The organism is Niveispirillum sp. KHB5.9, assembly GCF_048066115.1.
In the GTDB taxonomy this organism is placed as follows: domain Bacteria; phylum Pseudomonadota; class Alphaproteobacteria; order Azospirillales; family Azospirillaceae; genus Niveispirillum.
On sequence record NZ_JBLTYX010000013.1, the window covers coordinates 49,156 to 63,303 of the forward strand.

The 14,148-nt window shown below is 67.4% G+C and carries 11 protein-coding genes; 6 read left to right on the forward strand and 5 right to left on the reverse strand.

The genetic code is table 11. From position 1 onward, the window contains the following. Nucleotides 1–265: 265 nt before the first annotated feature. Complete coding sequence (gene phaP, locus ACM9HJ_RS19875) at nt 266–1,072, forward strand: TIGR01841 family phasin (RefSeq protein ID WP_416573502.1); 807 nt, start codon at nt 266–268, stop codon at nt 1,070–1,072. A 149-nt stretch (nt 1,073–1,221) separates the two neighbouring features. On the opposite strand, the gene ACM9HJ_RS19880 is transcribed toward phaP, so the two are convergent. Further along, entirely contained in the window at nt 1,222–4,212 is a 2,991-nt protein-coding gene (locus ACM9HJ_RS19880) for an ATP-binding protein (RefSeq protein ID WP_416573503.1), read from the reverse strand. A gap of 171 nt (nt 4,213–4,383) precedes the next feature. Beyond that, the gene (gene ybaL / locus ACM9HJ_RS19885; protein ID WP_416573504.1) at nt 4,384–6,186 is read right to left on the reverse strand and encodes a YbaL family putative K(+) efflux transporter; all 1,803 of its coding nucleotides are present in this window, start codon (nt 6,184–6,186) and stop codon (nt 4,384–4,386) included. 106 nt (nt 6,187–6,292) lie between these two features. Here ybaL and ACM9HJ_RS19890 point away from each other — a divergent pair, with 106 nt between their 5' ends. Next, nucleotides 6,293–6,565 carry a helix-turn-helix domain-containing protein gene (locus tag ACM9HJ_RS19890; protein WP_416573505.1) on the forward strand — a complete coding sequence of 91 codons (273 nt, stop codon included), beginning with the start codon at nt 6,293–6,295 and terminating at the stop codon, nt 6,563–6,565. 145 nt (nt 6,566–6,710) lie between these two features. Here the strand turns inward: ACM9HJ_RS19890 and ACM9HJ_RS19895 are convergent, their stop codons facing one another. Both ACM9HJ_RS19895 and ACM9HJ_RS19900 read right to left on the reverse strand, forming a co-directional pair. Continuing rightward, nucleotides 6,711–7,958 carry a class I SAM-dependent rRNA methyltransferase gene (locus ACM9HJ_RS19895; protein WP_416573506.1) on the reverse strand — a complete coding sequence of 416 codons (1,248 nt, stop codon included), beginning with the start codon at nt 7,956–7,958 and terminating at the stop codon, nt 6,711–6,713. Between the two features lie 174 nt (nt 7,959–8,132). Next, entirely contained in the window at nt 8,133–8,588 is a 456-nt protein-coding gene (locus ACM9HJ_RS19900) for a hypothetical protein (RefSeq protein WP_416573507.1), read from the reverse strand. A 326-nt stretch (nt 8,589–8,914) separates the two neighbouring features. Between ACM9HJ_RS19900 and ACM9HJ_RS19905 the strand changes: the two genes are divergently transcribed. Next, nucleotides 8,915–9,658, forward strand: a complete 744-nt coding sequence (locus ACM9HJ_RS19905; protein WP_416573508.1) for a Crp/Fnr family transcriptional regulator — start codon at nt 8,915–8,917, stop codon at nt 9,656–9,658. 31 nt (nt 9,659–9,689) lie between these two features. Continuing rightward, nucleotides 9,690–10,646: an ornithine cyclodeaminase family protein gene (locus ACM9HJ_RS19910; RefSeq protein WP_416573509.1), complete on the forward strand. Its 957-nt coding sequence runs from the start codon at nt 9,690–9,692 to the stop codon at nt 10,644–10,646. 7 nt (nt 10,647–10,653) lie between these two features. Here the strand turns inward: ACM9HJ_RS19910 and ACM9HJ_RS19915 are convergent, their stop codons facing one another. Further along, on the reverse strand, nt 10,654–11,937 hold the full coding sequence (locus ACM9HJ_RS19915; RefSeq protein ID WP_416573510.1) for an NAD(P)/FAD-dependent oxidoreductase: 1,284 nt from the start codon (nt 11,935–11,937) through the stop codon (nt 10,654–10,656). Between the two features lie 173 nt (nt 11,938–12,110). Here ACM9HJ_RS19915 and ACM9HJ_RS19920 point away from each other — a divergent pair, with 173 nt between their 5' ends. Both ACM9HJ_RS19920 and ACM9HJ_RS19925 read left to right on the forward strand, forming a co-directional pair. Continuing rightward, nucleotides 12,111–13,709, forward strand: a complete 1,599-nt coding sequence (locus ACM9HJ_RS19920; RefSeq protein WP_416573511.1) for a flavin monoamine oxidase family protein — start codon at nt 12,111–12,113, stop codon at nt 13,707–13,709. A gap of 11 nt (nt 13,710–13,720) precedes the next feature. Beyond that, nucleotides 13,721–14,143, forward strand: coding sequence for a c-type cytochrome (locus tag ACM9HJ_RS19925; protein ID WP_416573512.1), 423 nt, complete (start codon nt 13,721–13,723; stop codon nt 14,141–14,143). Nucleotides 14,144–14,148 lie beyond the last annotated feature (5 nt).

Below are 14,148 nucleotides of genomic sequence, written 5' to 3' on the forward strand. Positions count from 1 at the left end.
CATGGTACCGCCCCTGACCTGCTGGCAGTGACCGGGCTTTACCCGCCTGGATGCTGACCGAATGGACAGGTGATATTCGTGTTGCACTGCACAAAAGCATATTGACTCCGGTCCATCGCGCCGATATATCTATGTCCATGCTGCATTGCAGCACGCCCGGGTCCCGTCGGCACGAGAATGGCCGGCGCCCCGGTTTTGAAGAGCGGCAGCCGGTGCCGGGGCCGCCTGGCGGACCGGCAACGACAGAGCGCGAAGGAGATGGCATATGGCAACCCGCACGCCGAAAGGACCTGTGGCCGCCGCGACGCCCAAGAAGGTGCCCGCGAAGCCCGCCAGCGTCCCCACGGCCGATAAACCCGTCGCGGCCGTGACGTCGGCGCCTGTGAAGGCTGAACCGGCGCCCGTGAAGCCGGCCCCGGTGAAGAAAGTGTCGCCCCCGGTGGCGAAGACGGCCCCGGTTCCGGTGGCCGAACCCGTGAAGGCCCCCGTCGCCCACGCGGTGGAGGAGGTGAAGGCCGTACCGCCGCCGCCCGAGGTGGTCCCGACACCCGTCGCATCTGCGCCGGTGGTTGAGCCGCCCGTGACCAGGCCCGGTGCCGCGTTCCCGCCCGTACCCGCCGCGATCCCCGTCGCGGCCAGCATTCCCGTACCGGCAGAGCCGGTTGTCAACGCTATCGCCCAGACCAAGGAAAAGGTGGAGAAGATGAGCAAGCAGGTTTTCGCTTCGTTTGAAGATGTCGTCGGCTTCCAGAAGGACAATGTGGAGGCCATCGTGGCTTCCTCCACGATCCTGACCAAGGGCTTCGAGGCCCTGTCGAAGGAGATCGTCGCCTTCACCCAGGCCCAGTACGAGCAGTCGGTCACGACCACCAAGGCCCTGTTCGCCGTGAAGTCAGTGAAGGAACTGGTCGACCTGCAGACCGAATATGCCAAGACCTCCTTCGACGCCCTGGTGGCCGAAGCCACCAAGGTCTCCGAGGCCGGCTTCAAGCTGACCAACGAGGCCGCCGAGCCGATCACGGCCCGCGTCAACGCGACCGTCGAGAAGCTGTCGAAGCTGAAGGCCGCCTGATTTTATTCCCTCAGGCGCCGGGCGCCCACATCCGTGGGCTTGGCTTACGCCGCACGTGCGGCGGGCCGGCAGTCGCCGGCCTGGGGTTTTGAATGATAAACGGGGTGCCGGCGACGGTGCCCCGTTTTTCGTTTTGGAGTGCCTTAACCCTACTCTGCCCGCACTTCCACCGGCAGGGTGATCAGGAAGCGTGTGCCGTGGCCGGGGACCGAGGCCAGGTCGATGGTGCCCTGGAGCGGGCCTGTCACCAGATTGTGCACGATATGCAGGCCCAGGCCGGTGCCGCCGCTGTCGCGCTTGGTGGTGAAGAACGGGTCGAAGGCCTTGGCCTGCACGTCGGCAGGCATGCCGACGCCATTGTCGGTGATGGCGATGGCCACCCGGTCGCTGGCCGCCCGGCCGATGGAGATCAGGATTTCCGGCTTCTCCACGCCCGTGAAGCCATGGACGACGGCATTCTGCACCAGGTTGGCCACCACCTGGGCCAGCAGGCCGGGCAGGGTGCTGATGGCCAGGCCCTGCGTGCCGTCGATGGAGACGGTGACGCGGCGCTGCCGGATCATCGGTTCCAGGCTTTTCAGCACGTCGCCGACATAGGCGGCCAGGTCCACGGTGCGCAGCGCCTCGCTGCTGCGGTCGGCGGAGACCTGCTTGAAACTGCGCACCAGGTCGGCGGCGCGTTCCAGATTGCCGGTGAGGATGCGCAGGCCTTCGTCCAGCTTCTCCAGGAACCCTTCCAGGGCGGCGCGCTTCAGCTGGTTGCCGCCGAAGGACCGGGCGATCTCGTCGCGTTCGCCCTGCAGGTGCGTGGCCATGGTGAAGGCCACGCCCAGCGGCGTATTGATCTCATGCGCCACGCCGGCCACCAGCTGGCCCAGCGAGGCATGCTTTTCCTGCTGCACCAGCCGCCCCTGCGTGGCGCGCAGTTCCGACAGCGTGCTGTCCACCTTGGCATAGGCGGCGGCGTTGGACAGGGCGATGGCGCCATAGGCCGCCAGCGACCGGAAGATCAGCTTCTCCCGCTCCCCATAGGCGTTCTCGTCCGCCGACTGCACCGTCATCACGCCCAGCAGGCGGGCGCCCACCATCAGCGGCGACAGCAGCAGGGTACGCATGAAGCGCGTACCGGGAATATGGGAGGGGGAGGATTGTTCGTGCGGGCCGCGCAGGACCAGCAGTTCCTGATGCTCGCGCGCGCAGCGTGCCACCAGCGATACGGGGTCCGACAGGCGCCGCCGGACGCCGGGCAGCGGCCGCCCGCCTTCCAGCCCGTAACGCAGCTCCAGCTGCTCCCCGCTCTCGTCCACGACATAGACGGAGAAGGCGTCCAGCTCCATCATCGTGCCGGCATGGCGGTGCAGGGCGTGGAACACCGCCTCGGCATCCAGGGTCGACGTGATCTGCTGGCCGATGCGGCCCAGCAGCTCCAGGGTCTGCGTCGCCTCATGCAATGCTGCGGCGCGGGCCGCCTCGGCCGATGCCAGCTGGCGATGATAATCGCCCTCGGCCTTCAGCCGTTCCGTCTCGAACCCCGCCTGCATGGCCAGCAGCCGGTCGCTGACCTCCCGGCTGTGGATGATGCCGCGCGCCTGACCGGCACGGCGTTCCCAATGCAGGGCTTGGCCCATCTCGCCCGCCGCCTCGTATGCGCGGGCCAGGGCCGACAACAGGTCGGCGGACGCGGTATAGCCCTGGATCGACTCGGCCAGATCCAGGGCGCGGCGCAGGAAATGGATGGCGGCGGTGTCCCCTTCCTCCCTGTCGGTCGGCGGGGGCAGGTCGGGGAAACGCTGATGGATGCCGGCCTTGGCCCGCAGCACATCGATCTCCCGCCAGCGGTCGCCGCGCCCGCGCACAAGGGCCAGGGCCGCGTCGGCCGCCGAAACGGCATCGTCGCAGCGGTCCAGCAGGGTCAGGGCGCGGGCCCGGCCGCACTGGGCCTCGGCCTGCAGATCGGTCTGTTCCAGGTCGTCGGCGATGTTCAGCAGGTCGTCGAACCAGCGCAGCCCCGCCGCCGGGTCGCCGACATCCAGCTCCAGATCGCCCAGATACTGGCAGGCGATGGCATGGTTGCGTGACCGCCCGAACGGGGCCAGCCATTCCAGCGATTCCAGCAGCAGGTGGCGGGCACGGCCCGTCTGTTGCAACCGGCGCAGCGTGTCGCCCATGCCGCGCAGGCACTGGCCCACGGCGGCGGGCCAGCCCGTGCCGCGGGCCAGGACATGCGCCCGCTCCCGCCACAGGAATTCGCTGACATAATCGTTCAGGTTGGCGTGTGCCGCCCCGACATTGCCGGCCAGCAGCACGGCCAGCCGCATCTGCCCGGCCAGCACCGCCTGGTCGCAACCGCGCTGGTAATGGCGCAGGGCCTTCTGGAAATCGCCATGGGCGAAACAGATGCCGCCGTGGAAATAGGCGGCGACCGCGTCCAGGCCCGGATGTTCCAGCAGCGGTCCCTGCGGCAGCAGCGGCGCCCATTGCGCCTCCGCCGCCGTGGCGTCGCCGAACAGCGCGTCGCGCGCCATCCAGGCCTGGGCGATCTGCTGGCGCATGGCATCGCCGGCCCGCTGATACAGGCTGTTGGCGTTGCGATGGGCCTGGATGCGGCGGCGGGTCTGGCCACGGTCCAGGGCCAGCAGCGCCTCCGTCATGGCGGCATCGCCCTCGCCCAGCAGGTCGCCGATCTGGCGGAAGGTGGCCCGCGCGCTCTCCAGCAATGCCTCGGCCTGGTCCAGTTCGGCGAACAGGGCCTTGGCCTCCGCCTTGATCAGCAGCAGCCGCGCGGTCAGGCGGCGCAGCTCCCGCTCATTGGCGCCGGTGGCATAGGGCAGCAGCCCCATCGCCTCGCCCACCATCTCCAACGCCGCGCGCGTGTCGCGTTGGCGGTTGTACCAGGCCAGGGTGGTCAGCAGCAGCAGGCGCTGCACCGGGTCCTGGGCATTGACCATATGATGTTCAGCCGACAGCACCTGCTCGGCCAGGCCGTAAAGGTCCAGGGGCGCGACCAGGGAAGAGCCGGGAAGGGTGGGATATTCCACCACCGGCGGCATCTCACCGGAAAAATCGTCAAGATAGGGCAAGGCCGGCGGCCCGCCGGCCGGCGACACATCCTCATCCCTATCCGCCACACTGTCCGCCATGGACCGCCCAGACCCGCACCGCCGTTTTAGCGCACCCCGCCGACGGCATTTCAATCAAATGCTACGCAACATGCGGCCGAAGGGCAAATCCGTTCGGGGGGCCTTTGCACGATTCCCGGCTTTTGCCGCCACCTGTGGTCGCAAAGCCATGGAAAGGGGAACGCGGAACGGTCAGGCCGGCTGCGGTGCCGGCCCCTCGGGCTCGCTGTCGGTCGGGGGCGGCGGCGCGTCGGTTTCCACCGGCAGGTCGACGGCGACGATGGCGGCCGCCACCGGGGCCATGCTGGCCAGGCCTTCCGCGATCATGCCGCGTGCGGTTTCCCGCTCACCCATCACCACGGTGCTGGCGCCGTTCTGGGTCAGATAGACCACTTCCTCGTCGGCATGGGCGCGGGCGATGATGGGCAGGGACGGGCTGGCCACCCGCGTCTGGCGGATGATCTGTCCCGCCTCGAACGAACCGGGTATGGCGATGAACATCAGCCTGGCCCCGTGCAGGTTCAGCGCGGACAGCACGTCGGGCAGGACGGCATTGCCCACCACCACCTCCACGCCCTGCTCACGCAGGCTGTCGATGCGCTTCTGGTTGTCCTCCACCACCAGGTAGGGAATGGCTTCCTCGCGCAGGCGGGCGGAGATCAGGCTGCCCACACGGCCATGGCCGATGATGATGGCATGGCCGGTCAGGCCGGTGGCGGGGATGGGCTCGCGCGTGGGTTCCGGTGCGGCCGGGGCGGTGGGATCGGCACCGGGTTCCAGCTTGTGGCCGAACTTGTCGATCAGGGTGAACATCACCGGGTTCAGCAGGATCGACAGGATGGCGCCCACCAGCACCAGGTCATGCCCCTCCTGCGGCAGCAGGCCCAGATTGAGGCCCAGGGCCGCCAGGATGAAGGAGAATTCGCCGATCTGCGCCAGGCTGGCGGAAATGGTGAGCGCCGTGCTGCGCGGGTGGCCGAAGGCCAGCACGATCAGGTAGGCGGCGATGGACTTGCCGAACACGATGATCAACACCGTGGCCAGCACCGGCAGCGGCCGCTCGATCAGGATGGCCGGATCGAACATCATGCCGACCGACACGAAGAACAGCACGGCGAACGCATCACGCAGCGGCAGGGATTCCTCTGCCGCGCGGTGCGACAGGGGCGAGCCCGACAGGACCATGCCGGCAAAGAAGGCGCCCAGCGCGAAGGAGACACCGAACAGGGTGGCGGCGCCATAGGCCACGCCCAGCGCGATGGCCAGCACGGCCAGCCGGAACAGCTCGCGCGAACCGCTATGCGCCACCTCGTGCAGGACCCAGGGGATGACGCGCTTGCCCACCACCAGCATCAGGGCCACGAAGGCGGCGACCTTGCCGAGCGTGATGGCGATGACGGTGATCAGCTGTTCGGTGGACAGGCTGGCCGAGGCGACGGCGGCTTCCGCACCCTCCGCTCCGGCCTTGTCGCCCAGCAGCCCGGCCAGGGCCGGCAGCAGCACCAGCGCCAGGACCATGGCCAGATCCTCGACGATCAGCCAGCCGATGGCGATGCGCCCGCGCTTGCTGTCGACCAGGCGCCGCTCCTGCAAGGCGCGCAGCAGCACGACGGTGGAGGCGACCGACAGGGCCAGGCCGAAAACCAGGCCGGCGCCCAGGGTCCAGCCCAGGGCCCAGGACAGGCCCATGCCCATCAGTGTGGCGATACCGATCTGGCCGATGGCACCGGGGATGGCGATGGCCTTCACCGACATCAGGTCCTTGACGGAGAAATGCAGGCCGACGCCGAACATCAGCAAGATGACGCCGATTTCCGCCAGCTGCGGCGCCAGGTTCATGTCGGCGACATAGCCCGGCGTGCCCGGCCCGATCATGACGCCGGCCAGCAGATAGCCCACCAGCGGCGAGATTTTCAGTTTCTGCGCAACGGCCCCGAAAATGAACGCCAGCGCCAAGGCTGCGACGATCATGGTGATCAGGGGCACGTCATGCATGGTGGGCCTGCCTTTCAACACCGGGCCAATGACCGCTCGGGCCTTGACCTCTCAACCATTTGATCCAATATCACCCAATATGGTTGAGACTTTCCGGATTACAACCGTGCCCCATGAACTTTCTCCCGCGCAATGCCGTGCCGCGCGCGGCCTGCTGGACTGGAGCCAGGAGCAGCTGGCCCAGGCATCGGGATTGTCGCGCAGCACGGTGCGCGATTTCGAAAGCGGCCGGCATGAACCGCACCGGGGCAGCGTGACGCTGATCCTGCAGACCCTGGCCGGACAGGGGGTGGAACCCGTGGCGGCGGTGGATGGTGCGGGGGAGGGTGTGCGGTTCCGGGTGGGGACGGTGCCGGACCCTCTCCCTCCCATCGGCTGACGCCGACGGGTCCCTCCCTCTCCCGTTCTACGGGAGAGGGTAGAAATTCAAGGATGCCGCAGCCGATACCTTCGCCCTCGCCCGCTTGCGGGAGAGGGAGGGACCCGCCGCGCAGCGGTGGGAGGGAGAGGGGGGGTAATCCCCCTCAATCCAGCGCGAACACCATCGCTTTCAGATACTGCGTCTCCGGCAGCAGCGGATGCACCGGATGGTCGCTGCCCGCACCGGCGAAGCGCAGGATGCGGCCCTGGCGGCCGGCCTCGCCCAGGCCGCGCGCTACTTCCGTGTGGAACAAGGGCGGCTCCATATTGTGGGAGCAACTGGCCACCAGCAGCATGCCGCCGGGCGCCACCAGACGGGCGGCGGCCTTGGTCATGCGGCGATAGGCGCGGCTGCCCACGGCCAGGTCCTTCTTCGATTTCACGAAGGCCGGCGGGTCGGCGATCACCACCTCGAACGTCCTGCCTTCCGCCACCCACTGGTCCATCAGGTTGAAGGCGTCGCCCTTCTGTGCCGTTACCCGGTCGGCCACGCCATTGGCCTCCGCCGCCTTGGTGGCGATGGACAGCGACAGGGCGGAACGGTCGACCAGGGTCACGTGGGCCGCGCCGCGCTTGGCGGCCAGCACGCCGAAGCCGCCGGCATAGGTGTAGAAATCCACCACCGACTTGCCCTTGCACAGGTCGGCGATGAAGGAGCGGTTGTCGCGCTGGTCGAAGAACCAGCCGGTCTTCTGCCCCTCCGACAGGTCGGCGAAGAAGGTGGCGCCATTCTCCTCCAGCCCGATCAGCCCTTCGACCGAACCCTTGACCACCTTCACCTCCTCCGGCAACCCCTCATAGGTGCGGGCCGTGCTGTCATTGCGCAGCACGACGGCCGACGGGTTCAGCACCTCGTCCAGGGCGTTCAGGATCATGGGCAGGCGGCGGTCCATGGCTACATTGTTGGCCTGGACGACGACCACATCGCCGTACCGGTCGATGATCAGGGCCGGCAGGCCATCGCTTTCGGCATGGATCAGCCGGTAGAAGGGCCGGTCATAGAGCCGTTCGCGGATTTCCAGCGCCCGGCGGATGCGGCGCGCGAAGAAGGCGGTGTCGATGGCTTCCGCCGGATCGCGGGTCAGGAACCGCGCGCAGATCAGGGAATGCGGGTTGAAGGCGGCGATGCCCAGCGTGGCCCCGCCGGCATCGGTGACGCGCACCACGGACCCGGCCGGCAACGCCTTGGCCGCCTTGTCCATGTCCACCTCGTTGGAATAGACCCAGGGATGGCCATGCTGCGCGCGCTTGTGCCGGCCCGCCTGGATGCGGATCACGGGCAAGGCGGCCGGCTTGGGCACGGTCTCGGAAGCGGTGGGGGCGGGGGCCGTCGCGGCGGTGATGTCGGTCATGGCGCGGAAAATAACGCCGGGGCCGCCCGCCGCTCAAGTCACAAGGCGGCCACCCTGCCATTCAAAAGCCATGGCTGCCGCAGCAATAGGCCGGCGACTGCCGGCCCGCGCCACGTGGCGCGTAAGCCAAGGGCGCGGATGCGCCCGCCCGGCGCCTGAGGGAACAGAACAACATTACCCCAGCGGCCGGCACAGGCGCAGATCCTCGCGATGGTGGCCATGCTCCAGCGCGCGGGCCAGTGCCATGGACACGCCCGCCCCCACCCCCTCGCGCTGCGGCAGGTGCAGGTGCACGGCCCCGCAATCCAGGTGCCCGGCCACGCGGTCCATGTCTTCCAGCAGCAGGTCGATGGCCGCTTCCGGTTCGATCAGGTCCATGGCCAGGAACATGTCCACCTGCAAGACCCGCCCATGCCTGGGGCTGGGCAGCGCTTGGAAGGCGTAGAGGCCGTGGATATAGCCATGGTCGCCCTCCACCGTGTGGATGCCGCCATCGGGAAGGTCCATCAGGGCTGCGGCATAATGGCGCCAGGCATCGCGGTCATGGGCCGCGCGCCCGGTCTGCACCAGCGGCCAGGCCTGGTCGATGCGCCGGCGGTCCAGCGGCTTGACGGAAAAACGGTCGGACATTGTCACCCGTTCCGGCGAGATATGCACGGCGAAGTCTCTGTCTGTCTGAACATGGCCCGCCGCCGATCGGGAAACGACGGCAGCTTTCGACAGTTAACCGACATGCAAGGGGCCTTGCCTTGATCTAGATCAAGGCGCCCTCGGCCACATGGGCCTAATCGTCTGGATATGTGTTCATCGGCCAATCATTATGAAATCCTTCCATTGGCCGGCGGACCTGACTGGGACATTCCGCCAGCTTTGCTATGCGCCGCGGATCATGTCCAATAGGCGCATCCTGTTTTTGGATGGAAATCCGGAAACGATGCTGGATAGGAGAGCCGGAGATGGCGTTGGCTGAACATGCTTGCACGCGCGAAAGCACCATTGCCGCCCGCGTCGACATCTCCCCCTGCAATGCCTGCCCCGTGCGCACCATGTCCGTCTGCTCCGCCCTGGAAGCGGACGAACTGAAGCGTCTGGCCGATATCCTGGTCTCCGTGAAGGTCGATGCCGGCCATACCCTGTTCGCGGAGGGCGATGGCGCCGACACGCTGTTCAATGTCACCACCGGCACCATGAAGCTCTACAAGCTGCTGCCCGACGGGCGGCGGCAGATCACCGGGTTCCTGCTGCCCGGCGATTTCCTGGGCCTGTCGATCAACGACACCTATGCCTATTCGGCCGAATCGGTGACGTCGGCCACGCTCTGCCGCTTCCCGCGCCGCCGGTTGGAAGGGTTGCTGGAGGATTATCCCAAGATGCAGCGCCGGCTGTTCGCCATGGCGTCCAGCGAGCTGGCGGCCGCCCAGGACCAGATGCTGCTGCTGGGCCGCAAGAATGCCAAGGAGCGTATCGCGTCGTTCCTGCTGATGCTGTCGGAGCGCGCCAAGCGCCGCGGTTATGCCGAGAACCCCGTGCATGTGCCGATGAGCCGGTCGGACATCGCCGATTATCTGGGCCTGACCACGGAAACGGTCAGCCGCACCTTCACCCAGCTGAAGACCAGCCGCGCCATCTCCCTGCTGGAGGGAGGCAAGGTCCGCCTGAACGATCTGGAAGCCTTGCATGAGCTGGCCGAAGGGGTCTGATCCTGCATTCCTGCGGGGGGAGAACGGGGAGATGACCGATCATCGTCAGCCGGTGCTGCTTTCCGGCGGGGATATACACGCCCTGGCCACCCCGTCCGATCTGGTGCAGGCGCTGCGCACCGCCTTCGCCCGGGGCGTCACCGTGCCGGACCGGCTGCATTACACGCTGCCGGGGGATGGACGGGACATGCTGCTGGTGATGCCGGCCTGGCGCGAGGGCGGGCATACGGGCGTCAAGATCATCACCTATATGGCGGGCAATGCCGAGGCCGGGCTGCCCAGCATCAACGGTTCCTACCTGCTGCTGGACGGTCGCACCGGCATTCCCGCCGCGATTTTCGACGCCGCCCCCCTGACCCTGGTCCGCACGGCAGCGGTTTCGGCCCTGGCCGCCTCCATCTTGTCGAAACCCGATTCGCACCGGCTGCTGATGGTGGGTACGGGCAGCCTGGCCCCACATATGGTGGCTGCCCACATGGCCGTGCGCCCCATCCGTTCCGTCCGGCTGTGGGGCCGTGTGGCGGACAAGGTGCAGGCACTGGCCCGCAGCCTGGATCACCTCGGCTGTGAGATTTCCGTCGTCACCGACCTGGGGCGGGCGGTGGCGGAGGCGGACATCGTCAGCTGCGCCACCTCCAGCCGGGAACCGCTGATCCATGGCGCCAATGTCCGGCCCGGCACGCATGTCGATATGGTGGGCAGCTTCACGCCTTCCATGCGCGAGACCGACGACGCGCTGGTGGCCGCCGGCATCCTGGTGGTGGACAGCTGGACGGCGACCACCGAATCCGGGGATGTCGTCACGCCGCTGGCCAATGGCGCCCTGGCCCGGGATCGGATCGCCCTGCTGGAACAGGTGATCCGCGATCCCGCCCGCGGCCGCCGGTCGGCCGATGACATCACCATCTTCAAATCGGTGGGCACGGGCCTGTCCGACCTGGCGGCGGCGGAACTGATCCATCGGCGCTGGCAAGAACGGCAGCGCTGAGCGGATTTCACCAGCGTGCCGACACCGCATGCACTATCTGGGCGCCGGCCTCGTAGAAGGCTTCCTGCGCCCGGGCCAAAGGCGGCCGGGTGAGGGGTGACGGCGGCAGCGGCAGGTCGCCATCCGACAATGTGCCCAGCATCAGCCCCGCCGCCAGTTTGCCGAAGACGGTGCCGGGCGCGATGCCGCGGCCATTATAGCCGCTGAAGCTGATCACATTGCCGGCGAAACGGTGGAACCGCGGCAGGTTGTCGGTGGTCATGCCGATCTGTCCGTACCATTCCGCCTCGAACCCGATTGCGCCGATCTGCGGGAACATCCGGTGCAGCGCGCGCCGCGCCCAGGCCCGGTGGATGGCGGCACCCGTGCCGCGCAGCGCGCCGACACTGCCCAACACCATACGACCCGCCCGGTCCAGGCGGAAGGAACTCAGCACCTGTTTCGTGTCCCAAGCCCCTTCGCGGCCGGGCAGGATGGTTTGTCTTATTGCGGCCGGCAGCGGGGTGGTGGCGATGTTGAAATAGGGCAGGTGGACCTGTTCGGCCCGCAGCTGCGACCAGGGGCCGCTGCCATAAGCGTCGGTGGCCACGATCACCCGGTCGGCCATCAGGCTGCCCCAGCCGGTGGATAGTTTCCATTGCCCGCCTTGGGCCTGCGCGTCGATGACTGGGCTATCCGTGAATATCCGCGCCCCGGCGGCCAGGGCGGCCCGCGCCAGTCCGCGGGCATAGGCCAAGGGCTGGATCGTACCGGCCCGCGCATCCAGCAGCGCACCGGAATAAGCGGCCGATCCCGTGCGGGCCCGGGTCTCCTCCGCGTCCAACAGCCGGACGGGTGCCCCGCGCCGGGCCCATTGTTCGTGGCGCTGGCGGATTTCCGCCAAACCCTGGCGGCCGACGGCGCAATGCAGCGTGCCCTGCCGTACCGCCTCGCAATCGATTCCGTGCCGTTCCACCAGGGCGAAGACCTGTGCCGGCCCGTCGCCCAGCAGGTCCAGCAGCCGTTCCCCATGCAGCGGGCCCAGCAATGCCGGCAGCTGGTCGGGCATGATCCACATGCCGGCATTGACCAGCCCGACATTGCGGCCGGCCCCGCCGAAGCCGGGTTCCACCGCTTCCAGCACCGTGGCATCCACCCCGGCCTCGGCCAGATGCAGGGCGGCGGACAGGCCGGTATAGCCGCCGCCAATGATGGCCACATCCGTCCGCACCGGTCCCACCAGCGGGATGCAGGCGGCCGGCGGCGGTGCCGTCTTTTCCCAAAGCCCGTGGGAGCGGTCGTTTCCCAGCATCCGATATCCCCAACACATGGTCCCGGTGATGGTGACAGATCACCGGGCCTGACAGGAAGGGCACTTGGCAGACGGATTGCTAGCACAAGCCCGGAGCCACCTGCCCCTGCAGGTCGGCCGCTTCCCGGCCGGGTGCCGCCGCCAGGGTGGTACCCCAGCGATCAGGAGATTGTATGAGCGAGACGACAGGCGGGTCCGCATTCAAACGCCGTGATCTCTTCCGCATGATCGGCGCCGTCGCCGGTGCCGGTGCCATGTATCAGGCCATGACCAGCCTGGGTCATGCCGCGGACAGCCAATATACTGGCCCCATAAAACTGCAAGGAGCGCCCAAAGGGGCCAAAGTAATCGTGCTGGGGGCCGGCTGGGCTGGACTGGTGTCGGCGCTGGAATTACGCAATGCCGGCTATCAGGTTCAGATCCTTGAATATAATGGCCGCGTCGGCGGCCGGGCCTGGACTTTGCGCGGCGGCGACACCATCACCGAACTGGGGGGCGAGGTCCAGAAATGCGGGTTCGCGCCTGGATTGTATCTGAACCCCGGCCCCTGGCGCATCCCGTACCATCATCGCGGATATCTGGACTATGCGAAGCGGTTCGGCATCGATCTCGAACCGTTCATCATGGTCAATTATAATGCCTATGTGCATTCATCCGCCTATTTTGGCGGCAAACCGCAGCGCTTCCGGGAAGTGCAGGCGGACTTCCAGGGCCATCTGGCCGAGATGCTGTCCAAGGTTCCCCAGCAGGACAAGCTGGATCAGGTGCTGGGCAAGGAGGATCAGGAGGTCCTGCTGGCCGCCCTGAAGGAATGGGGGGCACTGGACGCCAACCATAAATACACCGCCGGCATCACCAGTGCTGAACGGCGCGGGTATGAGGTGAACAAGGGTGGCGGCCTGATGCCGGAACCCAAGGGCGGGCAGCCGCTGGCGCTCACCGACCTGCTGCGGTCGGATGTCTGGCGGGCGCTGACCTTCGGCCAGACCCATCAATGGCATTCCACCATCTTCCAGCCGGTGGGCGGCATGGACGCCACGCCCAAGGCCATCGGCAAAACCCTGACCGACATCATCACCCTGAACGCCAAGGTCACGGCGATCCAGCAGGATGCCAAGGGTGTGACCGTCACCTATGTCGATGCGACCACGGGCAAGAACCAGCGGCAGGCCACGGCCGACTGGTGCGTCTGCGCCCTGCCGCTGACGGTGCTGAGCCAGCTGGACGTGCAGGTGGGGCCCAAGATGAAGGCCGGCATGGACGCCGTACCCTATTCGGCCGCCGTGAAGACCGGGTTGCAGTTCAAGCGCCGCTTCTGGGAAGAGGATGAGGCGACATATGGTGGCATCAGTTTCACCGACCTGCCCATCCGCCAGATCTCCTATCCCAGCACCGGCTTCAACAAGCCGGGCAAGGGGGTGCTGCTGGGCAGTTTCTGCTACGGCATGAACGCGTTCGAGCCGGCGTCGATGTCGGCGGCCGACCGGGTGAAGCTGGCGGTGGAGGAAGGATCGAAGATCCATCCGCAGTACAAGGCGGAGTTCGAGAACGGGGTGTCGGTCAGCTGGCACCGGTCGCCGACCACCATGGGCTGTGCCGCCCATTGGACGCCCGACCTGCGTGCCAAGCATTACCGCGACCTGGCGGAGATCGACGGGCGCATCGTGCTGGCCGGCGATCACATCTCGCACCTGCCGGGCTGGCAGGAGGGCGCCATCCTGTCGGCCCTGGACGCCGTTTCCCGCCTGCACCGCCGCGCTTTGGCCGCCTGAGGAGATGTGAAATGAAGAAGCAGATCATGCTGGCCGGCCTGACGCTGGCCCTTCTCTCCACAGGCGCCCATGCGGCGGATTCGGCCCAGGTCTCTGCTACCAAGCATGCCAACCTGCTGGGCTATACCAAGTTCCCGCAGCGCGATGGCGAGGCGTTGTACAAGGCGGTCTGCGCCGGATGCCATATGCCCGACGGCAAGGGCGGTACCGGGGCGGGCTTCTATCCCGCACTGGCCGACAATGGCAATCTGGCGGCCTGGGCCTATCCGGCGCTGCTGATCCTGAACGGGTCGAAGGCCATGCCCAGCTTCCGTGCCGAGATGGATGACGAGCAGATCACCGCCGTCGTCACCTATATCCGGACCAAGTTCGGCAACAAATATGACGACCCCGTGCCGCCGGATGAGTTGAAGGCGCTGCGGGAAGCCAAATAACGGGT